Source organism: uncultured Chloroflexus sp., from assembly GCF_938091255.1.
GTDB lineage: Bacteria > Chloroflexota > Chloroflexia > Chloroflexales > Chloroflexaceae > Chloroflexus.
Genome location: NZ_CALLJH010000033.1, coordinates 88715 through 113410, shown reverse-complemented (window position 1 = coordinate 113410; position 24696 = coordinate 88715). Strand labels below are relative to the sequence as shown.

Annotated in this window: 19 protein-coding genes, 1 tRNA gene and 1 riboswitch; of the genes, 13 read left to right on the top strand and 7 right to left on the bottom strand. The window is 57.8% G+C overall.

Annotated features, from left to right (window positions below):
- A partial coding sequence (locus Q1A00_RS12105; protein WP_299757039.1) for a molybdopterin-dependent oxidoreductase occupies positions 1 to 1698 on the bottom strand: 1698 nt, incomplete at its 3' end.
- A 495-nt stretch (positions 1699 to 2193) separates the two neighbouring features.
- On the opposite strand from Q1A00_RS12105, the gene Q1A00_RS12100 reads away from it, so the two are divergent.
- From Q1A00_RS12100 to Q1A00_RS12090, 4 genes are all read left to right on the top strand, one after another.
- Complete coding sequence (locus tag Q1A00_RS12100) at positions 2194 to 2418, top strand: hypothetical protein (RefSeq protein WP_299757036.1); 225 nt, start codon at positions 2194 to 2196, stop codon at positions 2416 to 2418.
- 342 nt (positions 2419 to 2760) lie between these two features.
- Positions 2761 to 3048 carry a DNA-binding protein gene (locus Q1A00_RS18480; protein ID WP_366917428.1) on the top strand — a complete coding sequence of 96 codons (288 nt, stop codon included), beginning with the start codon at positions 2761 to 2763 and terminating at the stop codon, positions 3046 to 3048.
- 54 nt (positions 3049 to 3102) lie between these two features.
- Positions 3103 to 3807 carry a PIG-L deacetylase family protein gene (locus tag Q1A00_RS12095; RefSeq protein WP_299645063.1) on the top strand — a complete coding sequence of 235 codons (705 nt, stop codon included), beginning with the start codon at positions 3103 to 3105 and terminating at the stop codon, positions 3805 to 3807.
- 321 nt (positions 3808 to 4128) lie between these two features.
- Positions 4129 to 5568 carry an aminotransferase class III-fold pyridoxal phosphate-dependent enzyme gene (locus tag Q1A00_RS12090; protein ID WP_299645062.1) on the top strand — a complete coding sequence of 480 codons (1440 nt, stop codon included), beginning with the start codon at positions 4129 to 4131 and terminating at the stop codon, positions 5566 to 5568.
- 169 nt (positions 5569 to 5737) lie between these two features.
- Here the strand turns inward: Q1A00_RS12090 and Q1A00_RS12085 are convergent, their stop codons facing one another.
- Positions 5738 to 7864, bottom strand: a complete 2127-nt coding sequence (locus tag Q1A00_RS12085; RefSeq protein ID WP_366917427.1) for an RCC1 repeat-containing protein — start codon at positions 7862 to 7864, stop codon at positions 5738 to 5740.
- A gap of 229 nt (positions 7865 to 8093) precedes the next feature.
- Positions 8094 to 8156: riboswitch (Fluoride riboswitch) on the top strand.
- A gap of 42 nt (positions 8157 to 8198) precedes the next feature.
- On the opposite strand from Q1A00_RS12085, the gene Q1A00_RS12080 reads away from it, so the two are divergent.
- Entirely contained in the window at positions 8199 to 9722 is a 1524-nt protein-coding gene (locus tag Q1A00_RS12080) for a DNA mismatch repair protein MutS (RefSeq protein ID WP_299757032.1), read from the top strand.
- 49 nt (positions 9723 to 9771) lie between these two features.
- Entirely contained in the window at positions 9772 to 11301 is a 1530-nt protein-coding gene (locus tag Q1A00_RS12075) for a DNA mismatch repair protein MutS (RefSeq protein WP_299757029.1), read from the top strand.
- Here Q1A00_RS12075 and Q1A00_RS12070 read toward each other — a convergent pair.
- The 3 genes from Q1A00_RS12070 to Q1A00_RS12060 form a co-directional block, all read right to left on the bottom strand.
- Positions 11247 to 11708 carry a thioredoxin gene (locus tag Q1A00_RS12070; RefSeq protein WP_299645059.1) on the bottom strand — a complete coding sequence of 154 codons (462 nt, stop codon included), beginning with the start codon at positions 11706 to 11708 and terminating at the stop codon, positions 11247 to 11249. The genes Q1A00_RS12075 and Q1A00_RS12070 overlap by 55 nt on opposite strands.
- On the bottom strand, positions 11705 to 12151 hold the full coding sequence (locus Q1A00_RS12065) for a DUF4395 domain-containing protein (RefSeq protein ID WP_299645058.1): 447 nt from the start codon (positions 12149 to 12151) through the stop codon (positions 11705 to 11707). The genes Q1A00_RS12070 and Q1A00_RS12065 overlap by 4 nt, the downstream gene beginning before the upstream one ends.
- A gap of 204 nt (positions 12152 to 12355) precedes the next feature.
- Positions 12356 to 12430 (bottom strand) — tRNA-Met (locus Q1A00_RS12060).
- Between the two features lie 67 nt (positions 12431 to 12497).
- On the opposite strand from Q1A00_RS12060, the gene Q1A00_RS12055 reads away from it, so the two are divergent.
- Positions 12498 to 12953: a GNAT family N-acetyltransferase gene (locus Q1A00_RS12055; protein WP_299757025.1), complete on the top strand. Its 456-nt coding sequence runs from the start codon at positions 12498 to 12500 to the stop codon at positions 12951 to 12953.
- Between the two features lie 32 nt (positions 12954 to 12985).
- On the opposite strand, the gene cfa is transcribed toward Q1A00_RS12055, so the two are convergent.
- Positions 12986 to 14170: a cyclopropane fatty acyl phospholipid synthase gene (cfa, locus tag Q1A00_RS12050; protein ID WP_299645056.1), complete on the bottom strand. Its 1185-nt coding sequence runs from the start codon at positions 14168 to 14170 to the stop codon at positions 12986 to 12988.
- Positions 14171 to 14330: 160 nt separating this feature from the next.
- Here cfa and Q1A00_RS12045 point away from each other — a divergent pair, with 160 nt between their 5' ends.
- From Q1A00_RS12045 to Q1A00_RS12025, 5 genes are all read left to right on the top strand, one after another.
- The gene (locus tag Q1A00_RS12045) at positions 14331 to 14801 is read left to right on the top strand and encodes a MarR family winged helix-turn-helix transcriptional regulator (RefSeq protein WP_299645055.1); all 471 of its coding nucleotides are present in this window, start codon (positions 14331 to 14333) and stop codon (positions 14799 to 14801) included.
- Positions 14802 to 14887: 86 nt separating this feature from the next.
- Positions 14888 to 16381 (top strand): ComEC/Rec2 family competence protein, encoded by a 1494-nt coding sequence (locus Q1A00_RS12040; RefSeq protein WP_299757022.1) that lies wholly within the window; start codon positions 14888 to 14890, stop codon positions 16379 to 16381.
- Between the two features lie 72 nt (positions 16382 to 16453).
- A complete protein-coding gene (locus Q1A00_RS12035; RefSeq protein ID WP_299645053.1) occupies positions 16454 to 18343 on the top strand; it encodes a S9 family peptidase in 1890 nt (629 codons plus the stop codon).
- A 322-nt stretch (positions 18344 to 18665) separates the two neighbouring features.
- Positions 18666 to 19697 (top strand): sensor histidine kinase, encoded by a 1032-nt coding sequence (locus Q1A00_RS12030; RefSeq protein WP_299645052.1) that lies wholly within the window; start codon positions 18666 to 18668, stop codon positions 19695 to 19697.
- A 19-nt stretch (positions 19698 to 19716) separates the two neighbouring features.
- The gene (locus tag Q1A00_RS12025) at positions 19717 to 20430 is read left to right on the top strand and encodes a response regulator transcription factor (RefSeq protein ID WP_299645051.1); all 714 of its coding nucleotides are present in this window, start codon (positions 19717 to 19719) and stop codon (positions 20428 to 20430) included.
- A 222-nt stretch (positions 20431 to 20652) separates the two neighbouring features.
- Here the strand turns inward: Q1A00_RS12025 and Q1A00_RS12020 are convergent, their stop codons facing one another.
- Positions 20653 to 23022 carry a helix-turn-helix domain-containing protein gene (locus tag Q1A00_RS12020; RefSeq protein ID WP_299757017.1) on the bottom strand — a complete coding sequence of 790 codons (2370 nt, stop codon included), beginning with the start codon at positions 23020 to 23022 and terminating at the stop codon, positions 20653 to 20655.
- Between the two features lie 242 nt (positions 23023 to 23264).
- On the opposite strand from Q1A00_RS12020, the gene Q1A00_RS12015 reads away from it, so the two are divergent.
- Complete coding sequence (locus tag Q1A00_RS12015; protein ID WP_299757014.1) at positions 23265 to 24659, top strand: hypothetical protein; 1395 nt, start codon at positions 23265 to 23267, stop codon at positions 24657 to 24659.
- Positions 24660 to 24696: the final 37 nt, after the last annotated feature.

Genomic DNA, 24696 nt, shown 5'->3' with positions numbered 1-24696 from the left:
AAACCGGATCAGACGCGATCGTTCGGGGTAGGTTCGTTCGGCCACCTGCATGAGAATTTCCCACTCGCTGCGTGCTTCGCCGGGAGGCGGCGTAATGAACGGCGAGAAGATAATCTCGCGCTCGGTAGAGGTTTCAGTACCGCCATCGCGCTGCTCGTAGCGCGTCGCTGCCGGCAGCAGGATCACGGTGTCGGCGGGATCAACTAGCATTTGGCTGGTTAGGACAATATCTTGATGGACGCGCAGCGCCGGACGGCTCAGCGCAGCGCGAATGTACTCAGGATCGGGCATGGTATCGAGGAAATTGCCTCCTACGGCGTAGAACACATCAAGCGCACCATCGTAAGCAGCATCGAGCATCTCGCCGCAACTGAGCCCCTTCCAATCCGGCACGGCAAAGCCCCACTGCCTGCCCAGCCAGCGCGCTTGCGCGGTATTCACCGGTCTCCCGCCGGGGAAAGCCGTCGCCAGACACCCCATCTCGCCACCACCTTGCACGCCGCTATGACCACGGATCGGCATCACCCCGCAGTATTCTCGGCCAATAAAACCACGGGCAAGCGCCAAATTGAGAATTGCTTTGACATTCTCGACCCCATACTCGTGCTGCGTAATACCCATACTCCACACGAACACCGCACTCTTGGCCTGTGCCAATACCTCGGCAAGGGTCAGCATCTCGGCGCGGGTGCTGCCGCTCGCCTGTTCCAATTCCTCCCAAGACTGCCCGGCCAGCGCGATCTGCACATCGGCAAAGCCGCAGGTATGGGCGTCAATAAAGGAACGGTCAATCCAATTTCGCTCGATCAGATGCTTGAGCACGCCGTTGAGAAAAGCGATGTCGCCACCGGTGTGAATCTGGAAGAAGCGGTCGGCGAGGCGGGTGCCGAACAGCGCGCTCTCGAATACACTCGGTACCCAATAGCGTTCGAGACCCGGTTCGCGGTAGGGGTTGATGACGAAAATGCGGGTGCCGTGCTGCTTGGCGTAATAGAGATACTTGGTCGTCACCGGCTGATTGTTGGGCGCATCGCTGCCGATAAAGAGCAGCACATCGCTGCCAATCCAGTCGCGGTAGCTACAGGTCGAAGCAGCTACACCGAGGACCTGCTTCATTGCGGTCGTGCTCGGTGCGTGGCAGAGACGGGCAGCGTTATCGATGTTATTGGTGCCGAGAAAGCGGGCCACCTTTTGGGCCACATAGTAAGTCTCGTTGGTGATGCCGCGTGAAGTGAGATAAAACGCGATCCGGCGCGGATCAGCAGTGCGCAGGCACGCGGCAATCTCGTTCAGCGCTGCGTCCCACGTCATTCGGCGAAAGCCAGCCTCACCACGCCGGCGGATCATAGGGTAGGGCAAGCGGCCAAGCGCACGCAATTCACGCCCGCTCAGATCGCGCAGCGCCGTAACATCCTCTAGCCGACGCACATCGAGCGGCGGCATCGTATTGAGGCGCAACAGGTTCAGTCGTACCGTACAGAGATGCACACCTTTCATGGTGAAATCGCGCAGACCGGCGGTACCCAACGCGCACCCATCGCAGACACCCTCGTTTAAAATCCGCCACGCCTTGCCGAGACTGTCGCGATTTTCCCACACGGTGCGCGCCATTTCCCAATAATGGTTTGGCTTGACCTGCCCAAGCCCATTGGGTACGAGACTTACCCACGTCGCCGGATTCCAGCCCCGTCGTTTCATGCTGCCTCCTCGCCGGTTGGTTCGATTGGGGGATGCTTTTTTATTGTACCAGCAAATGTGCAAGGCAGGAGTGATTCATGGTGTATAGGACAAGGATTGGGCCGGATGCACACCAACTGCGCCAACCATACCAATCCGACTCACCTGTGGGTATCCGGTTTCCCCATAGTCATACCCCATCGCGCCCAACACCCTTAGAATCCGATACAATAATGACTCTCCATAACCGTCTTCCATCAAGGCAGGATCACGTGACCGGCGACCCAAACAGCAACACCCATCAATGATCTCGTTCCGGTTGTGGCAGCATTACAACAACCGTTGGGCCACAACCTGATCGGGATGGCCTTGTTCGGCTTACGAGCGTGGGATGATGCCCGGCCCGCAAGCGATTGAGATCTGTTGCTCATCGCGGAACATCTGCCAACATCGTTATAGGAGCGCCACCAATATCTGCTTGCGTGCTTGCCGGCGGCGTGGCGCGGAAGAGCGACCGTGATAGTCAAAACGCCTGCCGAATTCACTCCCTATCTTGCACCGCTGTATCTCGACATCGCGCTCGATGACATTGTGCTCTACGAACGTGACGGTTGGCTCACATTGCGCTTTGCCGCCATCCGTACACTCCTCGACCAGCACGGTCTTTACCGGATCCAACGTGGGCGTGATCTGATTTGGGAATGGCGCGAATTCCTCGATTTTGGCTGGGAATTGAACTAGGAGATGATCTTAAGATCGATCAGCAAATACTGACCTAAACTCATGAACACACCCATCACCGATCCCATCCAAGCACGCTGCGCATTGCTGGAAGCGGAATTGGCTTGCTACGTCGAGCTGCTACGCGAGCACTATCACCCCGAACAGATCAACGTTCCCTTGATCACATCCACGAGGTGCTGTTGTTACTACCTCCGCGCCTTGGGGTTAATATTGTGGTCTACACGCCGCACGAATTTGCGACGATGAAAGTATCGAAGCTGATAAGGAAAGGTGCTCTATGAGCGCTCCTGAACAATGGCTAGCTTCTGCGCGCGATGATGTGCGCGTCGCCCGGCTTGCCTGCGTGAAGGCATCTCTAATCAGGTTTGTTTTCATTGCCCGCAGTGCGTTAAAACGTCACTCGAAGCGTTGATCGTGCATCAAGGCCTTGTGCCGTACCGTATTCACAAGTTGTCTGATCTGCCCAGTCAAGTCAATGCTGCGCCACGAGCCGCGATAGCAACGACTCGCTATCCGGGTTTCACCCCTGATGTATCCCAATCGCTGCCCAATCAACGTGATGCCGAGGAAGCACTTGCGATCGCTCAGCACGTCTCGGCATACGTTACAGATCTGGTTGCGGCATAACCCCCCTAGACAAGCCCCCCGATCTTCGTGTAGACTAGAAAAGAGGGAGGTTGTATGCACGTCCAGCCCGAACCAATTTTGGTCATTGCCGCACACGCTGACGACATCGAGTTTGCCGCCGCTGGGACGATTGCCGGCTGGGTGGCGTCTGGACATCCGGTGATCTACTGTATTGTTACCGATGGATCGGCCGGCTCTAACGAGCCGGGGATCGATCTGGTGGCATTGGCGGCGCGCCGGCAGGATGAGCAGCGAGCAGCAGCAACCGTGCTGGGTGTTCATGATGTGCGTTTCCTCGGCTATCGTGACGGCGTGTTACAGCCAACCCTTGAACTGCGGCGCGAGTTGACTCGTCTCATCCGTGAGATTCGCCCCTTCCGCGTGCTCTGCCAAGACCCAACCTTGATCTTTGCCGGCAGCACGTACATCAATCACCCCGATCATCGGGCCGCTGGCGAAGCGGCAATTTACGCTGTCTTCCCTAGCGCTGAAACCCGTCCTATCTTCCCGGAATTGCTCGCCGAAGGCTACGAGCCGCATAAAGTGCGCGAACTCTATCTGATGTTCCCGCCGGCCCCTGATCTTTACCTCGATATCAGCGATCGGATCGAGCAGAAGATCGAGAGCCTGCTCTGCCACCGCTCGCAACTTGGCCCCGAGGTCGCCGAGTGGGTGCGCAAGTGGGATGCCGAGAACGGCGCCAAGATCGGTACGGCTTACGCCGAAGCCTTCCGGGTGATGCGTCTGGTCGATAATTAGCCCCGCGATACGCAAACCACTGTTCACGGGCAGCGTCGAGCTGTTCCCCGCTGGTTTCGTATACGCGCTGGATGAGTGTTTATAGCGCCGGCCCGTCCGGCTAGAAAGGCACTCCATTGGCAGATTGATACCCGTGAGGTGTGCGTGTGTCAGGGCCACGCGCATCTCAGTTGCACCAGTCGGTGCGTCGCCCTGTTCTCGTGTCCGCGCCAGCGTCGGGGCACGTGCCTACGATGTGGTTTCCCTTCTAGCCTGCTGCGGCGTCGCAGTCGCGCAATGCGCGTTGGAGACCACGGTAGCGGACGTAGTTAGTGAGGTTATATGAGTACTTTGACGAACAATCGCTTACAGGCCCTTAGTGACAACGCTTGGCTGCACTTCTTCCAAATGGGCCACTTCTCCAGTACCGACGCGCGACCCACGGTGCTCGTGCGAGGTGAAGGGTCGCGCGTATGGGATCAAGACGGCAATGAGTACATCGATGGACTCTCCGGTCTGTTTACGGTCAATGTCGGTTATGGTCGCCGTGAAATTATCGAGGCGATCAGTGCTCAACTGAGCGAGATAGCATACGTTAGTCCCTTTAGCTTCCCCAGTTTGCCATTAATCGATCTGTCAGCACGGCTGGCGGCCATCAGCCCGACCGGCCCCCGCTCGCGCGTCTTCCTGACGACCGGCGGTTCAGATGCGGTTGAGACAGCGCTGAAACTCGCCAAGGCATATCAGCGCCGACGTGGTTTTGCCGACCGCACCAAGATTATTGCCCGCCGCGTGAGCTACCACGGCACCTCGATGGGGGCGCTCTCGGTTAATGGCGTGACCTCGATCCGCAACGGTTTTGGGCCACTAGTGCCGGGTGCGCGCCACGTGCCGCTTCCCTACCGCTACCGCTGCGACTACTGCGCCCTGCACAGTGCTTGCCATGGCGTCTGTGTTGATGAGGTCGAGCGCTTGATCGAGTTTGAAGGGCCAGAAACTATCGCTGCCATCATCATGGAGCCGGTGCAGAATAGCGGTGGCGCGATTGTCTCGCCCCCCGGCTACCTCCAGCGTATCCGCCAGATTTGCGATCACTATGGGATTGTGATGATTGTCGATGAGGTGATCTGCGGTTTTGGTCGCGTTGGCGACTGGTTCGGTTCGACAGCAATGGGAGTCAACCCCGACATCATCACAACCGCGAAAGCGATGACCAGCGGCTACGCACCGCTCGGCGCAGCGATTGTGCGTGATACGATCGCCGATGTGTTTGTGTCTGACAACGACGCCGACAAGTTCATGCACGGCATTACCTTCGGTGGGCACGCCGCCAGTTGCGCCGCTGCACTCGCCAACCTTGACATTATCGAACGCGAGCATCTGCTTGAGCGGAGCCGCGATATGGGCGCCTACCTGATGCGCGAACTTGAAACGGCAGTCGGTAATCATCCTAACGTCGGTGAGGTGCGCGGGATGGGGATGTTTATGGCGGTCGAGCTGGTGCGTGACCGCGCGACCCGCGAATCGTTGGCCGAAGAGCGGTTGATGGTCTGGCTGAGCGACCAGTTGAAGCAGCGCGGTTTGATCTGTCGCGCCGATGACCGGCTTGAGCCGGTGATCCAACTGGCCCCGCCGCTGATCCTGACCCGCGAAGAGGCTGATCGTTGCGTCAGCATTGTTGCCGAAGCGGTGCATGCATTGGGTCGTAAGCTGGGCAGCACCCCCGCCGTGTTTGCCATTCATCCGCCGGTTGAAGCGAAAACCGCGGTAGCGGCAGATTAAACGGTTCGCAACGGTGAATAGTATGCTACACGCGGCGGCGCCAGACGTACCGTCGCGTGTGCCCTACAGTCGTGAGCTGAGCAGCCCTCTTGTTGACAATCTATCCGCTGGCTCACACGACAGCGGCGGTTCGCGGCGGTGCCAGAAGAACCGCCGCGCAGGGTCTCCGTTATCGGTTGACGAGCGGTACGTACAACTGAGACAGCCCAAGCTGCACCAGCATCGGGAATCCACGGTAGGGGAAATCACCAAGACCCAACTGGCCGGTTTCATTGTCACCCCAGCATACGGCACGACCGTCTGCCAACAGCGCGCATGAATGACTATTGCCGGCAGTCAGAGCGGTTACTTGACCGGTAATCCCCGTTACTGTCACCGGCTCGCTGCTGGTTGTTGGTGCATTAACACCGAGCTGACCGGCATCATTGTTTCCCCAACACTTTACCTGATGATCGACCGTGAGCGCACAGGTATGGTCGTTGCCCGCCGCTAGCGCGACTACACCCGTACTTAAACCATTTACAGCAACCGGTGCTGTGCGATCCGTTGTGGTGCCGTCACCGAGCTGACCGCTCCTATTCGCCCCCCAACACACCACCCCACCTGTTGCAGTGACAGCACAGGTGTGCGCACCACCGGCCGCAATTGCGCGCACATCGGTGAGGTTAGCGACCCGCATCGGCATCTTGTCACTACTGAACTCAGCACTCGTGCCATTTGCCCAACAATACACACTACCATCAGCGGCTAAGGCACAGGTCTGAAACCCACCGGCAGTAATCGCGCGCACATCACGTGGCAGACCAGCAATCACAGTCGGTGTAGCACCCCACTGATGCCCCCAGCAGACTACGTCGCCGTTCTGCTTAAGCGCACAGGTGTGCTGCTCACCGGCAGTGATTGCGCTCACGCCTGACGACAGATTCGTCACCGGTAGCGGATCACTGCGCCGGCCAGAGGAATTGCCGGCCTGCCCATAATAATTGCCACCCCAACAGACGACACCACCGGCACTCGTCAGGGCGCACGTATGGCTATTGCCGGCATCGATTGCCGTCACCCCTGACAGCGTTTCGACTTCCGTCGGCACCCCACGTGCGGTAAACATCGTATCGCAGAGATTTTTATCGTACTTTGCCCCCCAGCATAGCACTCGACCATCGGCAGCGAGGGCACAGGTATGCGAATGCCCTGCGGTGATTGCTTGTACCCCACTCGGCACTGATGCACTGTACCGCGCAGTGGTGCTCTGCAGAACTCTGCCATCACCTAGTTGGCCCTCCAAATTGCGCCCCCAACATAACACGCCGCCACTCGCCATCAACGCACAGGTATGGTTATACCCGGCAGACAGAGCGGTAATGCCGCCTGTGATACCGGTTACCGCAACCGGTTTGGTAGACATACCGTGAACATCGTTATTTCCCAATGAACCGTAGAAATTGTTACCCCAACACCATGCACTGCCCGACGCGGTCACGGCACACGTATGAAACGAACCGGTGCTGATGCTGGTAATGTCCGTTGGCAGATCAGCCACCACCATTGGCCGTGCCCGACTCGTAGTTGTGCCATCACCGAGCTGACCATGTTCATTGTAGCCCCAACACCAGACTCGACCATCTCGACTCAACGCACAGGTATACATCCTACCGGCGGAAACGGCAACCATCGTATTCGGCAGATGCGCCACGGCTACCGGCGTCGGTTGCCACTCTGCTACGCCTTCACCCAATTGACCAAAGGAATTATCACCCCAACACCATACACGGCCATCGGTCATCACAGCACATGCATGCGAGGAGCCCATCGATATCGATACAGCGCCGCTTGAAATCGGGATCGTTGGCGTTGAACCTTGGAAGCACATAACCATGCCGCTATCGTTGAGAACGCACGGATAGCTGCCCGCCACCAGAGCGGTCACGGTTCCGGTTATGCCGGTCAATTCCCGAGACTGAACGGTATTATACGAATAGCCCCAACAAACAATCCGGTTCTCTACAGTAACAGCACACGTATACCCATAACCAACGGCAATCTTAACCGCACTGGCATTCAACAATGTCGCTTGCACCGGGACACTTGTGTTTTGGTGCGTGCCATCACCGAGCTGACCATAAAAATTATCACCCCAACACCACACCTTGCCATCAGCCGTTAACGCACAACTATGCCTGTCATAGACATCAACGGCAACAACTCGCTGTGGCAGGAGCGATGAAGCCGCATTGGCAGTGACGGCAGCCGCAGGTGGAGTTAGGGGAGCGGCAATAACGGCACGACCGGTTAGCATCAAGACCGACAGAACCAGACCGAACCAGACCAAGAGGATGAAAAGCTGTCGCATGGACATTGTCTTGCTCCGTAGTTATTCAGCGTTTCATTTGATGCAAGTACCGGTACTTCGGTCACATCGTAGCACGACCTTGTGACATCTATGGTCACACTGATCGAACTGAATGCTGGAAGGCGAGAAAGGCAACCATCCTTGCCTTCTCACTATGGGTGTGATAAACTACGATTAGTAAAGAGGTGATGAGGCTCACCGTTGCAAGTGCCTGCGGGCTGATAGCCTCTACAGAAGGTACCTTCTGTAGAGGCTTTTCTGTTGTTGAGAGGGAGCCGCGATGACGTTTCACAGCATTCTATTCACCGACATTCCCGACGATACACCGGTACCGCAATGTTTTCCCGATTTGAACCTTGATCAGGTGGTGGAGGCGATTGCAACTGCGTACAAAGATGCGCGGCTGCAACCATTCTTTCATGCGCCGCTGCGTGACGAGGAACTCATCCGCCATCGACAAGCAGTGGCGCGCGATCTCGAACACCCGCGCATTGCGACAGCAATCACCACTTTTAATAAGCAGATGGACACCATCGCTCGTTACCTTGCTCTGCGACAAACCCTGATCTACGAGCATCACCGGCAAGGGTGGTTACTTGAAGCGGTGTTGACCTATTGCACTGCCGTAAGTGAATTAGCCCATACGCTGAGCACAGCAGAAGTACGTTCTGTTGGTTTGCAATCGTTTACGCATTATCTGTACAACTATCTAAGCACACCCACATTTAGCGAACTAAACAACGCAGCACAGAGCATAGAACATGCACTACAGCAGATCAGGTTTAGTTTAATAATTCGTAGTGATTCTTTTATTGTTAAAAGTTTTGAAAACGAGCAACCGTACAGTCCAGAGATCAGCGCCGTATTCGCTAAATTCCGTCAAGAAGATAGTCCTAGCTATCTCACCAATCTGCGTGAAGCAGCGGGGATGAACCATATCGAGGCTAAAATTGTCGAATTTGTCGCTCGTCTCACGCCTGAGCCGTTTGCTGCCCTTGCCCAATTTTGCGCCCAGCACGAACGGTTTATTGATGAGACAATTCGCCGCTTCGACCGCGAGATCCGGTTTTATCTGGCCTACCTTGAATTCATTGCGCGCTTCCGGCAGCAAAGTTTGCCGTTTTGTTACCCAGAGATAAGCCGCAGCGACCGCAACGAGACCGTGCGCGATGGCTTTGATCTGGCGCTCGCCCACGCGATGTATGCGCGACAAGCGCCGATCGTGCTCAATGACTACGACCTCATCGAACCAGAACAGATACTTGTCGTATCAGGCCCAAATCAGGGTGGCAAAACAACATTTGCGCGGATGGTTGGGCAGTTGCACTATCTAGCTGCGTTAGGCCTGCCGGTGCCAGCCCGTCAAGCTCGCCTCTTCATTCCCGATCACATCTTCACCCACTTTGAACGGAGCGAAGCCATCACCAACCTGCGCGGGAAACTCCAAGACGAGTTGGTGCGAATGCACGAGCTGATGGTCAAGACGACGAGCAACACGCTGCTAATCCTCAACGAAATCTTTCACTCCACAACCGTTGAGGACGCCACCTTCTTGAGCAAAGAACTTATGGCTCGCATATTGCGCCAACAAGCGTTTGGCGTATGGGTGACGTTCATCGACGAACTCTCACGGCTGAATGAGCATACGGTCAGTATGGTCAGCCTCGTCGATCCGGCCAACCCAAGCCAACGCCCGTTTAAAGTGGTGCGCCAACCGGCCGATGGTCGCGTCTATGCGCTAGCAATAGCTCGCAAACATCGGCTGACGTATGAACAGATTAGAGAACGAATGGAAAAGAATTGAGGTATCTTTTTCAGTGCGGAATAATCCCAGATAGGATAGGTAAAAAGCTATGCGGGTCTATTTCCTTTACCCTGATCGGAACGACGATCCGAACAAACCCCTCCCAGCACACGCCGATCATCTGTTGCGCGATCTCGCCCTCGCCCCAATCATTGCCGCAATGGCCAACGGCGATCAATTTATTGCAGCGACTGTCCAACAGGTACTGCTGAACAGTCTCACCGATCTAACCCAGATCACATATCGGCAAGCAGCCCTCCAAGATTGCCTGAACCACCCAAACGTCATTCATGCACTCTACCAAATTCCGATCAAAGCATTTGAACTCAAACGCAAACGTTGGCTTGGCCTGTTTGGCATGCATTATCCGAGCAGTATTCTCAGTGAAGCACGTGCAATGCTCATTGCCTACCTTGATCTGCTCAAGGAGCTGCGCCAGCTTGCCGATCAGCACCGAGCGGCATTTCAATCACCGGCCTTCAGCCGCTTTTTTGCCATGATTCAGCAAGAACTGAGCGATGACTACCTTGTTGAGATAGAGCAGCATCTGCGCCAGCTCAGCTTTCGTGACGGTATCCTAGTCAGTGCCGGCCTAGGGCGAGGCAACGAACCGGGTGATTATGTACTGTGTAAACCTAACCAACCACAAAAAAATTGGTTACAGCGGCTCATCGACCCGACACCGAGCTACGCTTACACCCTGCCCCCCAAAGACGAAGCCGGCAGTCGTATGCTAGGTGATCTGCGCGATCGCAGTCTCAACGTGGTGGCGGATGCAGTCGCGCAGGCCGCTACCCACGTGGAAGGCTTTTTCAAGATATTGCAACGTGAATTAGCGTTCTACGTCGGCTGTCTTCATCTGGCGAAACGGCTGTATGCGCTGCAAATGCCTATCTCGTTTCCCCAACCGTTACCACTTACGCAGCCTTATTTCGCTGCCAAAGGGTTATACGATGTCTCGCTGGCATTAGTCAGCCAACAACCGGTGATCGACAACGATATCGAAGCTACTGATGCCAAGCTATTCGTTATCACCGGCGCCAATCAGGGCGGCAAATCAACCTTTTTGCGCAGCGTAGGTATTGCGCAATTGCTGATGCAATGCGGCATGTTTGTACCGGCTATATCCTTCTCGGCTAACGTCTGCAGTGGTATCTTCACTCACTCCAAACGTGAAGAGGATGTAACGATGAACAGCGGCAAACTCGATGAAGAGCTTGCCCGGATGAGTGAGATTATCGATCAGCTCCGGCCGCACGCTCTGATCTTACTCAACGAGTCATTTGCCGCCACTAACGAACAGGAAGGGAGCGAGATTGCGCACCAAATCATCAGTGCGCTGCTCGACAGCCAGATGAAATTACTGTTCGTGACCCATCTCTACAATTTTGCCCGTCGGTGGTGGCGTATGCAGCGAACAGATACGATCTTCTTACGCGCCGAACGGCAATCCGATGGCTCGCGTACCTTCAAATTGCGAGTGGCCGAACCGCAAGCGACGAGCTACGGTGCCGATCTTTATTATCAGGTGTTTGGTGAAGTAGCGCAGGTAGCATCAGATGAGAGCACCGCAGCCTGAGGCAGCAACACTCGCACCTGCCGCGCCAAGGTTGCAGTATCGGCAAAACCTTGATTCACGTACCGCACCACGCCATTGCCATCGAGCACAACGGTTGCGGGTGCAGTGAGAATACCCAATTGCCCGACAAGCTGCGGATGTTCAAGCGCTGATACCGTGGTCACTACAACCTCTTCACCCGTCATCGCTGCCAACTGGGCTAACGCTGGCGCTTGGCGAGCGTAGCATTCACGGCAACCGGGAGTTGAAAACGCGATCACGGCTGGCCGGCCAAGTGGGACAATGCCGGCGAAGATGGGGATTTGGCCGAGTATGCGTAACCGGTACGCCTGCCAAGACCGTACCCCTACCCACAACAAGCCAAGCCCGGCTGCGAGCGCGCCGATAATGAAGAGACGCTCGATCATTTCCACCGCCCCAAACGTTGCAATTGAAAGAAGATAAAGCACCCGGCGCAGAAACCAAAGAGCAGGTTCACAGCCGCCAGCGCAACGACGAGCAATGCCAGCGCCCAACCGAGCAGATGCGCGCCGAACCACAATGCAAGCGTGGCCGCGATTAACACTGCTGCGCCCATCCCTTGGGCGAATCGGTGAGGGGCCGGGTCTTCTTGGTGGAAATCGGGGCGCAGGAGACCAAGCGGGCGCAACACATCGCGATAGAGGCGCTGAAAGAGCGCTAGCGCCGGCGAGATAGTGCCAAGCGCCATCACCGCAGCGACAAAGGCGAGCAGCCAGAGATAGTCGGCAGCAAAGGCGAGCAGGAGCAACAGAATGATCGTGGCCTGATTGACGCGCAACGCCGTGCGATCAACGAGCGCGGGTGGGGAAGAAATTGATTGAGCAGCCATAGATAACTACCTTACGTAAGTTTTCAAGTTCTTGCGTTAATCTTAAATAAGATAGTCTGTTTTGTCAAGAAAGAGAGCATGGGTGCTACGGATGCGCACGGTGGCCCGACCCGTGCGCATTTGTCCTCGTCGGTGGAAATCCGTGTCTCATGAACATTTCGGGTAAAATAAAAGGGACACAGCATTGCTGTGTCCCTTTCGAGCTGGTAGCGGCGGCAGGATTCGAACCTGCGACCTTCGGGTTATGAGCCCGACGAGCTGCCACTGCTCCACGCCGCGTCGCCATCTGTTACTATAGCACATCAAAATCACTATGTCAAGAGGTTTTTCACTACATGGTGTTGTGATGCAGGCTGAACAGCCAGAGCAAATCGCCGCGATCCGCGCGCTCTTTCGCGAATACGCCGCCAGCCTGCCCATTGATCTCGGTTATCAAGGGTTTGAAGCAGAACTGGCTGCGCTTCCCGGTGCATACGCGCCACCGCAGGGCAGGTTGTTGCTGGCGCTCGTCGCCGGTGAAGCGGCAGGTTGCGTGGCGTTGCGCCCGCTAAGCGAGACGATCTGCGAGATGAAGCGGTTGTACGTGCGGCCATCGTTTCGCCGCGAGGGGTTAGGGCAGCGGCTCGCCAGCCAGATCGTGGCAGAAGCGACTGCAATCGGCTATGAGCTAATGCGGCTCGATACCCTGCCCACGATGCGCAGCGCGATCCGGCTGTACGAATCGCTCGGCTTTACCCGCTGCGCGCCGTACTACCCCACCCCGATCACCGAGACGGTGTTCATGGAACGGCGGCTGTTGTAGAGACGTTGCAATCTAACGTCTCTACGACACCCTTACCGTATCGACCGGTAGCCACCTTTCACCCCACGCGGCGACAACACCAACTGCCAAAGCTGGCTGGCCCGCGCCATAAAGCTGCCGGCGCTCGTGAGCAGGTAGAAGCGCCACATGCGGTAGAAACGTTCATCGTACCGGTGTGCCAACTGCGGCCATGCTTGCTCGAAATTGGCATGCCATGCCTTGAGCGTCGCCACGTAATTGACACCGAAATTGTGCCAGTCTTCAAGCACAAACAACCCCTCGAACGCCGCCGTCAACAAGCGCGGCGAAGGCAACATCGAGTTGGGGAAGATGTAGCGTTCGATCCACGCATCGCGCCCTTGATAGGCGACATTCGTGCCGATCGTGTGCAACAGCAAGAGACCATCATCGGCCAACAAGCGGCGCGCCGTTTGCATAAAGGTACGATAATTGCGATAACCAACGTGCTCGAACATCCCTACCGAGATGATCCGGTCAAACGTGCCCTGTGTTTGCCGGTAATCTTCCAGCCGGATCTCCACCGGCAAGCCACGACAACGCTCTTGAGCCAGCGCGGCTTGTTCCCGCGAGACGGTAATCCCGACTACATGCGCGCCGTAGCGTTCAGCCAGATATTGGGCCGTGCCGCCCCATCCACACCCAATATCAAGCACACGCATGCCCGGTTGCAGATCGAGCTTGCGCGCAATCAGATCGAGCTTCGCCTCTTGCGCTTCATCCAGCGTGCGGGCACCGCTATCCCAGTAAGCACAACTGTAGATCATGCGACGGTCGAGCATCGCGGCATAGAGATCATTCCCGATATCGTAGTGGCGCTGACCGATCACGAACGCACCCTTGCCGCGCTGGCGATTGATAAACCGGCTATCAAACCATAGTGGGAGATTCACCAGCCAACCTACCTGTACCGGTGCCTGTACTTGCAGGAGCCGGCAAATGAACTCATCAATTGCCGCACAGTCCCACCAACCATCCATGTAGGCTTCGCCAAGACCAAGCGAGCCGTTAAGCAAGCAGCGAAGGTAGAGACGCTCATCGTATACCTGAATGTCCCATGGTTGTGAGCCATTGACCGTAATGCCGGCGGCATCGAGCAGTTTTCCTGCATAATTGCGTGCCCACCGGTGAAGACGATGCCGTTTAGATCGAGCGACATTCGTTGTCGTTGGCAGAGAAGCCAGTTCGCGTTCAGTCATAGCACCCTCCTTCTAGATGCAGGCCAAACGATTGAACGTGCTTCGCAACTGTCGCTTGCCGCATATTCACCTATGGTATCAGTTCACTACTTGTCACCCCCTTACAAGAGCGGTATACTGCTTGCAAAGAAAATGATTGCACATGTGCAGGTTTACTATTATGAAACAACACGACGTTCGCTCCCATTTGCCGCACCAGCTTATCCATGATGTCTACGTCCTGCTGGATGACGGCGACCGACGCGCGTTAGCGCATACCAACCTGACGCCGCTCGAGTTCAATTTGCTGTTGCAGCTTGATCTCGAGCAGGGTCAGCGACTGACCGATGTGGGTGCGAAACTGCTCTGTGTCAAAAGCACGATCACCCGGCTCGTCGATCGGCTCGAGCGCGACGGATTAGTGCGGCGCAATCCCGATCCTGATGATCGGCGGGCGCAGCGACTGATCCTCACGCCGCGCGGCGCGGCGGTGCGCGCCGAGGCGCTGGCAATGCACAACGCAGCGGTCGAGCGCCGAATGAATCTGCTTGACCCGGAAGAGCAAGAGCAGCTCACCCGCCTGCTGTTAAAACTACGGGATGGGTTGGCCGCCGATTTAGCGGCTCAGCAAGCCGTCGAAGCCGAAACATAGCTGTTTCCTCCTAGTCTGCGAATCCTTTGCCTGTTTTCAAACAGTATTCTTCATGATACCGCTGCTTTGACAACAGGCAAGATGGCATGAATCTGATTCGACTGGCGCTGGGTTGGTTGATCGGGATCACGTTAGCTGGAGTTGTTGCCTTGCCGCTACACTGGTTTGCACTAGCAGCCGGTGCGGCGGGGGTAGGTGTCGTTGTTGTTCATCGCCGCTGGCGCTGGGTAGCGCTGGCGGCGATGTGTTTGGCGCTGGGTGGCATGCGCTACCACGTTGCCCAACCCTTGCTCGGCCCGCACCATATCGAGCGCTGGGCTAGCGCTGATGAGGTGATGCTGGTCGGCGGCGTTGCGGAAGAGCCACGCCGCGATGATACCGGCCAGCAAGTGGTCATCAGCGTTTCTCACGCCGGCCCTGACGGACAGTTGGCCCCGGCAGAGGGCCGTGTGCTGGTGCGCGCCCCACCCTACCCCCCGTACTATCCGGGGGATCGCTTGCAGATCAGCGGTAGGCTGACCTTGCCCCGCCCTGCCCAACGTCCGGGAGAGTTTGATTACCGCGCCTACCTTGCACGCCGGAACATCTTTGTGCTCCTTAACCAGCCTACCACTATCAAGACATTGGCTGCGCGTGAACCGGCGTGGGGGTTGGCCCAGATCAGCCAGTTTCGCGAGCAGTGCCGGCGTACCGTGCTGCGCCTCTTGCCCGAACCACAAGCGGCGCTGGCAATCGGGATTCTGCTCGGTATTCAGGCCGGTCTGCCGGAAGCGGCCCGCACAGCTTTCGCTACTACCGGCACCTCGCACATCTTAGTTGTGTCGGGCTGGAACTTTACCATCGTCGCGGCGGCACTGGCAGCACTGGCCAAACTCACTCGCCTGCGACCATGGTCAGCCTTTTGGCTTAGTCTAGCCGTGATGTGGATCTATGCCGGTTTCACCGGCGCTTCGGCGGCAGTCGTGCGGGCAGCGATGATGGCTAGTCTCGCTCTCTTGGCCCGCACCGCCGAGCGGCAGAGCGAGCCGTGGCGGTTGTTGTTGACCACTTGCTGGCTGTTGACGTTGATCAACCCGCATACCCTCTGGGATCTCGGCTTTCAACTCTCGGTGTTGGCTACGGCGAGCCTGTTTGCATTTGGTAAACCGGTGGAACACTGGCTTGATGGGGTGCGCTGGCTGGCACACCCCGCGTTGGCAGCAGTACGCGAGGCGCTCACCGCAACCTTGGCGGCGCAAGTGCTGACAATGCCGCTGATGCTCTACCACTTCGGTAATCTCTCGCTGGTTGCACCGTTGGCCAATATCCTGATTGTGCCGGTAGTGCCGGTGGCGATGCTGTTGGGAATGGCGGCATTGATCGGCGGGTTGATCTGGCTGCCACTCGGCCAGTGGCTAGCGATCATCGCATGGCTGCCGCTGAGCTGGATCAGCAATACGGCGCTGGTGCTGGCCCAACCGGCATGGGCGGCGCTTGCTGTGCCGTCCTTCCCACTCTGGCTGTTGCTGGCAGGTTATGCCCTGATTGGCGGCTATTGGCTATGGCGGCGGCCAGATCGGGCAGACATACGAGCAAGTTAATGCAATTCACCAAATCTAGCGCTTTGTGTTATGATGCAAGGAGAAACATTCTGATATTGGCAAGGAATACGTATGGCCCAGATCGCACCCTACGGCAGTTGGCGTTCGCCGATTACTGCCGCTCTGCTCGTCGCCAAGCAGGTAAGCCTCAGTTGGCCGCAGATTGATGGCACTGATATCTACTGGATCGAAGGACGTCCGCAAGAGGGTGGGCGGAATGTGCTCGTGCGCCGTGCCGCTGACGGCACGATCAGCGATGTGACCCCAACCGGTATGAACGTGCGTACTCTTGTTCATGAGTACGGCGGTCTCAGCTATGTGGTCGATCAGGGTGAAGTTTTCTTTGTTGAGTTTAGTGATCAGACCCTCTACCGCCAGCTTCCCGGCGCGGCGCCGGTACCGCTCGGCACACCGGCAGGCTTACGCTTCGCCGAAATGGTTGTGGATCGGGCGCATAACCGGTTGATTGCAATTGGGGAAGATCACCGCGGTGATGGTGAAGCCCAGAACTATCTGGTGGCGGTGGATCTAGCCAACGGCGCGACGACACCATTACTCACCGGACGCGACTTCGTGGCCGCGCCGCGCCTGAGTCCCGATGGGGCATGGCTGGCATGGCTGGCGTGGGATCATCCCAATATGCCGTGGGACGCCGCTGAGTTGTGGGTGGCGCCGATCTTGGCCGATGGCAGTCTGGGAACGGCGCGCCGATTAGCCGGCGGCGCCGGCGATACGTGCTTTCAGCCGGAATGGGCTGCTGATGGCAGCTTGTTGGTGGTGGCTGAACGCAGCGGCTGGTGGAACCTGTACCGGCTCGATCTCGACGGCAACGCCATCCCGCTTTACCCGCGAGAAGCCGAGTTCGGCCAGCCGCTTTGGCAGTTGGGCATGCGTACCTATCTACCGTTGCCTGACGGACGTATCCTAGCATCGTTCTGCCAGCAGAGCCGTTGGCAAATGGTGGTGATAGGGCGAGACGGCAGTGCCGAGCCAATCGAAGTGCCGGTCTCGGTGATCAATATTGTCAATGGCGCTGGTGATCGTGTAGTCTTCATTGGCAGTTCACCAACACTACCGGCAACGCTCTTCCTGCTCGATGTAAATAACCGCGCGCTCACACCAATCCGGAGCAGCGGCGAGCTGCCGGTTGATCCGGCGTACCTCTCACTGCCCGAAGTGATCAGCTTTCCAAGCGCCAACGGCCGCACCGCCTACGGCATCTTTTACCCGCCACACAACCCTGACTTCATCGCCCCAGAAGGGGAACGGCCACCACTACTGGTAATGATCCACGGCGGGCCGACTGCCGCCGCCTACCCCACCTTGCGTCTCTCGATTCAATACTGGACGAGCCGAGGGATTGGGGTGCTCGATGTGAATTATGGCGGCAGCACCGGTTTTGGCCGCGCCTACCGTGAACTGCTCGACGGTCGATGGGGAATTGTCGATGTCGAAGACTGCGTCGCCGGCGCACAGTTTCTCGCGGCCAGCGGCAAAGCTGATCCCGAACGATTACTGATCACCGGCGGTAGCGCTGGCGGGTTCACCGTCTTGGCGGCGCTTGCCTTCCACCACACCTTCCGGGCCGGGGCGAGCCACTTCGGTGTCGCCGACCTAGCGGCACTAGCTCGCGACACGCACAAGTTCGAGTCGCGCTACCTTGACCGTCTGATCGGCCCCTACCCAGAGCGAGCCGACCTCTATCATGCTCGTTCACCACTTTACCATGCCCATCAGATCAGGTCACCGGTCATCTTCTTTCAAGGGCTAGAAGACAAAGTAGTGCCGCCGGCCCAATCAGAAGCGATGTACGAGGCGCTCCGTGCGCGCGGCATCCGCACCGAGTACGTGCCCTTCCCCGGCGAACAGCACGGCTTCCGCAAGGCCGAAAATATTATCACCGCCATCGAACGCGAACTGGCGTTTTATGGTGAGGTGCTTGGCTTTACGCCGGTAGTGTGACGACGGCTCAACAGGCCGTGCAGAAGTCACCGCATGCTACTTTGTCTGCGAGGGAGCAACGGCATCCAGCGGAGCTGGCGCCGCCCAACCAAAGCAGTCTCCCGTTTCAGCGAAACTAACCCGCTCAGGCGTCCCATCCGCGCGGGAGATCGCTTCGCCGTCTGCGGCGGCTCGCAATAACATCGAGGAACGAAAGGCAGCCATGCACCGCTCGGCGCGCAAGGACAAGCGGTGTAAGATGAATGTTTGATCATCTTGCCTGCTTCATTGCCGGCCAGTTGCGTGCTATACTTACACCATCAAAACGATTGGTTGTGGGAGTATGCCTTTGAGTACGGAGCCAGCCGCCCTTCTCGAGCGCGCTACAGCCATTGTTGCCGCCCAACTTGCCGGATTGCGCGAACTCTACCACGCCGCCTTGCAACAGCAAGAAGGCGTGGTTCAGCGTGCGCGCCAACTTTCGCGCCAACTCGATGAAGCAGTGGTACAAGAGCAGTTTGCCCGTGAACACGGCTTATCCACCGTTGCTATCGCGGCGCGGGTCAAGCAATTGCGAGCCGAACACGCCACCGCGGCTGAAGCTGAAGCCGAATTGCGCCGGTCGCTCCGCCAACTCGACCAACTTATCCGCCAAATCGAGATGAGTAGCACCACCCTTACCCGCAATGTGGAAGGCGTGGCTGCCGATCCGTGGGTGCAGGCGTTGCGGGCGCAAGTCATTAAGGGTCGCGAGGAAGAGCGCATCCGACTGGCGCGCGAAGTGCATGACGGGCCGGCGCAAGTGCTGGCTAATGCACTGATGGGGGTCGAAGTCTGCCAAAATCTGCTCCAAGAGCAGAAGCTGGAACAGCTCGGCTCGATCCTTAGCCAGCTCGGTGATAACGTGCGCGAGGGCTTGCGTGAAGTGCGCAGCTTTATCGCCGATCTCCGTCCGGGTAAGTTGGAAGAACAAGGTCTGGTGCCGGCGCTGCACGAATACATCCGTCGCTACCGCGACACGGTAAGCAATCCGGTCGTGTTTGAAGCCGATCCGTTGCCGCGCTTGCCGGCTGAAACCGAGATCGTGCTCTACCGCATCGTGCAAGAGGCCTTGCAGAATGCGCGCAAACATGCCCGCGGCGCGCCAGTTCGGGTCACCTTGTTAGCTCGCGGCGGACGCTTGCATCTGTCGATCCGTGATGAAGGACCCGGCTTTGATCTGCGTGAAGTCGTTCGGCGCGCCGGACGCGAGAGCTGGGGGTTGACAAGCATGCGCGAACGGGCCGAGCTGATCGGCGCGCAACTAACCGTCACGACCCGGCGTGGCGCCGGCACCGAAGTGCAAGTGACGATGTCATTGCCGCAACCGGGTTGAGTTATCCGAGGAGTCATGCGTGACAGCGCCATTATCATCAAAGGTCAGAGTATTAGTGATTGATGACCACCCGCTCTTCCGGCAGGGGATCCGCTGGAGTTTAGAGAGTGCATCCGATATTGAGGTGATCGGCGAGGCTGAGAACGGCCAAGAGGCGATCAAGCTGACCGAACGCCTGATGCCCGATGTGGTGCTGGTCGATATTAACCTACCCGGCTTGAACGGGTTGGAGGTGGCGCGGGTGATTAAGCGCCGCGAGCCGCGCACCGGCATCATCGTGCTGAGTGTTTATGAAGACGATGATCAATTATTTCAGGCAATTAAGGTCGGTGCGGCTGCCTTTACATCCAAAGATATTAGCCCGGAAGAGCTGGTGCAAATGATCCGCGAGGTCGCCCGCGGGCGTTATCTGATCAACGATGCAGTGCTGGCCCGGCCCAACGTCGCGGCGCGGGTGCTGCACCAATTCCGCGAACTGGCCGCCACCGACGAAGAGGACAGCGCGAATTTGTTTGCCCCGCTGACCTCGCGCGAAATTGAGATTCTCGATTGCATTGCCCGCGGCCTTTCCAACAAAGAGATTGCCAACGAGCTGAGCATTAGTGGCCAGACGGTCAAAAATCATATCACCTCCATCCTCTCTAAGTTGCAGGTCAATGACCGCACGATGGCGGTAATTGTGGCAATTAAAAAGGGGTGGATTAAGATGGGTTATTCGCAACCGCTTGAGTAGGGACATTGCGGTGCAATGTACCTACGGCGCTCCTCGTAACGCAGCGGCGATGACGCGATCTAACCGCACCATGTCACGAGCCTCTACCACACTGATAAACGCAAGCTGGGGCAAGCTATTGATTACCGTTTGCGCCGCTTCGTTTGCCAGCTCGTGTTCAGATGGAGTGAACGTTTCCCGTACCGCTTGCCGCAACCATTCGGCCTGCCGATCACGGCGGAGCTAGTAGCGGGTAAGGATACCTTCACCCGCACCACACTGTCGAGCGGCGCGCCGGCGATCTGCGTTGCGGTGCAGATAGGCAAGCCCGATCAGCGCAGCAGACAACTCTTCTGGCAGGTATACTTTGCAGGCTTCCCGTTGCGCGGAGCTGAGATTGATTAATGCAGCTTCATGCCTCCCGGCGGCGATCGCGAGATAGCCACTGTGTCGCAACAGGCTGACCCGACCATAGGAAATGCTCATCTCGGTGATGATCGCACTGGCGGCGGCAAGGTTGCGTTCCGCCGCTGTGATCGCTCCCTCTTCCAGATCGATGCTGGCGAGGCGCAGATGCGCTTCCCACAACGCCATCGCGTCACCACCAGCAGTTAATTGTGCAATCAAGCCGGCAAACATCCGGCGCGCCGGCGATAGGTCGCCGTATGAACGCAACGCTTCGGCCACATCGCACCGGTAGCGCCACACCATGATCTGATCGCCATTGTGCGTCACCAGATCAACCGCTTCGCGCAGCATAGGCAATGCTTTGTGGTAATGGCCATGGGTGCAATACCCGACGCCGAGCTGATTAAGCGCATACGCTAAAGGAGCCGGCGCATTGCTGCGCCGGGCAATCATAATCGCTTCGTTGAGGATGGTTGCATAGCGCTCCAGATTGCCGGGGAAGCGGTTGAGCATGCCTTGGTAGGCTAAGCCCTGCGCCACATCGGCCTCTTGCCCTGCTTGGCGTGCCAGCGCAATCCCTTGGGCAAGCAGATCACCGGCATGTAACGCACCCTGCTGCGAGGCAAGATAGCCAACCGTAATCAGTGCACGTCCGCGCAATGCAGGCGGGATGGCTTGCGCTGACCCAGACATCAACAGTGGTTCGACCAAACGCCCCGCGTAGACTGCGCGCCGGCTCAGCCAGTAAACGCGCAGCGCCGCGGTGATTCGCGCTGCCACCATCCCGTTGTCGGCGGTCAACGACCAGCGAATCGCTGCACGTAAATTTGGTAGCTCAGCATCGAGTTGATTCAGCGTCGTTGCGGCTGCTGCGCTTTCGAGCAGCAGGCCGGCCGTTTCGGCAAGGTTGGCAAAATAGGCGGCGTGGCACGTATAGACACTGGCAGCTTCAGGATGCGATTGCAACCGTTCGGCAGCGAAAACCCGGATCGTTTCGAGCAAACGAAACCGTCCGCTTGCTTCAACCTGCACCAGCCCTGCCTCAACCAGCGGGTCAAGACTGTCTACACCCAACGCTACCGCTGCCGGTGCGTCAAACGTACTCGGAAACACACCCAAGCGAGCAAAGCTGTCGCGTGCTGCCGGCGCCAGCAAACGTTCACTCCACGCAATCGTGGCCTGCAACGAGCGCTGGTGCGCCGGCAGATCGGCAAAACTGCTATCAAACGCCGTCACCCCCGCCTCAAGGCTCGCCAACAACGCCGCCGGTTCGAGCACATCGGCGTGAGCCGCAGCCAACTCAATCGCCAACGGCAGACCGTCGAGCCGCTGGCAAAGCGCGGCAACCGTTGCTGCATTAGCCACGCTAAGGGCAAACGCCGGGTTCACTGCCGCCGCGCGTTCGCAAAACAGCCGGGTAGCCGGCGCTGCCGCCACCGCGCTCACGCGCCGGTTGGCCGGTACGATCAGCGGCTTGACCAAAAAGCGGGTTTCGGCACGCAGACATAGCGGCACACGGCTCGTGATGAGAACGGACAACTGCGGCGCCGCCGCCAATAAGCGCGCGATCAACGGCGCCGCCGGCAAGAGCTGCTCGAAGTTATCGAGCACGAGCAGGAATGAACGCTGAGCAAGCAAGGCGATCAGCGCCGCTTCAGCTTCATCACCCTGCGCGCCAAGGCGCGCGGCGATGAATGGCGCAACCGCTGCCGGATCATCAAGCGCCGCCAACTCGATCACCGCTGCGCCATCAGCAAACGATGGCTGCAACGCGGTAGCCACAGCCAGCGCCAAGCGCGACTTTCCCACTCCCGGCGGGCCGATCAACGTGACACAACGGGCCGTATGCGCACCGATCAACTGGATAAGTTCAGCGATCTCGGCGTCGCGTCCAAGTAATGGAGTCGGCGCAACTGGCAAGCGATGCGCTAGAGGACGCGCCGTCGCCGGGATGGGCTGGATGGTGGCATTGGGTAACGTGCGCGAACCGGCAGCAGCAAGAAAGGCGGTGCGCTCCTCACCGGCCAACCCCAAAGCGTTCGCCAGTTGCACCGCCGTGGCACGAGGCGGCATCCGCGCGCCGGTTTCGTACTTTCGCACCAGCGACACCGAGATCCCGGCGCGCACCGCTAATTGGGTTTGCGTCAGCCCCAGCTCAAGACGGCATTGCTTGAGCAAAACGGGAAAGGTGATGGCAGCCGGCAAGCGCTTGTCATCCTTTGCAAAACATTTGGCCTACTTAGCCGGAAGTGTGCTTCAGCGGGCCGCAATGGTACTGCCGGCTTGTGTCACTCTTGTGTTACTGCATTATACCATCGCATTCTTGAAACAGATTGAACGTTTTGTTACAACCAGAACACATCCGTTAAATCTTTCGTTAGTGGAAAGGGTAAGCGATTGCGATCGGCAGACACCTCTCGATATCAACCTCTAACACAGGAGCATGTATGATCCACTTTACCTCGCTCATCCAAGCGGTCGGCCTCACGCCAGCCTTGTCGGCTTACCCGTTCACCAGTGTGTTGATGCTAGTGCTGATCGGCGGTCTTGTACAACAACATCTGCTCAATCCTGAGCAAATCGCACGCGATTCGATGGGGTTCTCTACCATTCTTGCCAACCAAATTGGCGGCGTTGATCTACCAACGTGGGCGTTTGAAGGGCCATTTTTATTCTTGATTTTGCTGGGCGTGATCTACGAGTGGTCGAGCGAACGCAGCGCCACGGCACAAGAGATGATGGGGTTTGTGAATCGCCTTGTGAAGACTGGGGCCGGCTTTGGCGTGCAATATCAGATGGTGAATAGCCAGATGGAACAGATCCTCGATCTACTGACACAGACACTGCCGCCCGATATTGTGACCGCACTCAGCACCGGCGTGGCAGTTGCCACTGTCGTGCCGCTGGCCCCCCAGCCAGCCGATAGCCTCGCATGGTTGGCCCAACCGATTGCGGTCGTTTGGTCAAGCATTGTCACCATCGCGATCTGGATCATCTCTGGCATCCGCGCCGCCATCATTACCCTCATTTGCCTGATGGATCCCGGCGGCCACCTTGGTTTGCTCAAGCTGTTTTCGTGGGGTGACGGCGGATGGGCAATAACGACCACCGTTGTGCTGATCTTCTTCCCGCTGCTGGCCTTGTTGCTAGCCGGTCTTACCGTGCTCGGCCTTTGGTTCATCCGGCGCTACTTCGAGCTGCGCGAGCGGAAGATGATGATCGCCTGCCAACATTGCGGCGGCCAGATGCATCCCGCGGCGCTCGAATGCCCGGCCTGCCGCCAGCCCAACCAGCAACCGCGCATGGTTGGTTGGATCGGCCAACCACGGCCAGAACCGGTCACCGATCTGGCGGCGCACCGGATTACACTGATCAAGCATCGCCGTTGCCCAAGCTGCGCTACCCGGCTCAAGAAGCGCGCGGTGCAACAAGCCTGCCCGGCATGCGAAACTGTCACCTTCACCGATGTGGCGCAGGTCAATTCATTTCTGCGCGTACTAGACCGGCAACTGCCGCGCACCCTGCTCGTTAGCGGCTTGCTGGGGTTAGTGCCGATTATTGGGGTGGTACCGGCAATCATCTACTACCGGCTGAGTTTAATCGCCAGCTTGCAGAGCTACGTGCCGGTAGGCATCGGCTGCTTCACCAACTGGGTCTTGCGAATCGTGGCGATCTTCCTCATCGGAATGCAATCAATCCCGGGCATCGGCGCATTCGCTATCCCGGCGTTATGCCTGATCAACTACACTGTCCATCGCCAGATCGTGGCTGGTCAGGCGACAAGCAAGATCCGCGCGACCGGGTCGTTGGCGATGCCGGACGGGAAGACGGTGGCGTCCTAACAACAGAGAGTGCGGCAGTCAAACTGCCGCACTCCAT

Excerpts from the sequence above, each read along its gene's own strand:
- Q1A00_RS12045 (WP_299645055.1), top strand. The coding sequence starts at position 14,331 with ATGAAACAACACGACGTTCGCTCCCATTTGCCGCACCAGCTTATCCAT.
- Q1A00_RS12030 (WP_299645052.1), top strand. The coding sequence starts at position 18,666 with ATGCCTTTGAGTACGGAGCCAGCCGCCCTTCTCGAGCGCGCTACAGCC.
- cfa (WP_299645056.1), bottom strand. The coding sequence starts at position 14,170 with ATGACTGAACGCGAACTGGCTTCTCTGCCAACGACAACGAATGTCGCT.
- Q1A00_RS12080 (WP_299757032.1), top strand. The coding sequence starts at position 8,199 with ATGACGTTTCACAGCATTCTATTCACCGACATTCCCGACGATACACCG.
- Q1A00_RS12040 (WP_299757022.1), top strand. The coding sequence starts at position 14,888 with ATGAATCTGATTCGACTGGCGCTGGGTTGGTTGATCGGGATCACGTTA.
- Q1A00_RS12055 (WP_299757025.1), top strand. The coding sequence starts at position 12,498 with ATGCAGGCTGAACAGCCAGAGCAAATCGCCGCGATCCGCGCGCTCTTT.
- Q1A00_RS12065 (WP_299645058.1), bottom strand. The coding sequence starts at position 12,151 with ATGGCTGCTCAATCAATTTCTTCCCCACCCGCGCTCGTTGATCGCACG.
- Q1A00_RS12015 (WP_299757014.1), top strand. The coding sequence starts at position 23,265 with ATGATCCACTTTACCTCGCTCATCCAAGCGGTCGGCCTCACGCCAGCC.
- Q1A00_RS12090 (WP_299645062.1), top strand. The coding sequence starts at position 4,129 with ATGAGTACTTTGACGAACAATCGCTTACAGGCCCTTAGTGACAACGCT.
- Q1A00_RS12070 (WP_299645059.1), bottom strand. The coding sequence starts at position 11,708 with ATGATCGAGCGTCTCTTCATTATCGGCGCGCTCGCAGCCGGGCTTGGC.
- Q1A00_RS12075 (WP_299757029.1), top strand. The coding sequence starts at position 9,772 with ATGCGGGTCTATTTCCTTTACCCTGATCGGAACGACGATCCGAACAAA.
- Q1A00_RS12085 (WP_366917427.1), bottom strand. The coding sequence starts at position 7,864 with ATGCTAACCGGTCGTGCCGTTATTGCCGCTCCCCTAACTCCACCTGCG.
- Q1A00_RS12035 (WP_299645053.1), top strand. The coding sequence starts at position 16,454 with ATGGCCCAGATCGCACCCTACGGCAGTTGGCGTTCGCCGATTACTGCC.
- Q1A00_RS12095 (WP_299645063.1), top strand. The coding sequence starts at position 3,103 with ATGCACGTCCAGCCCGAACCAATTTTGGTCATTGCCGCACACGCTGAC.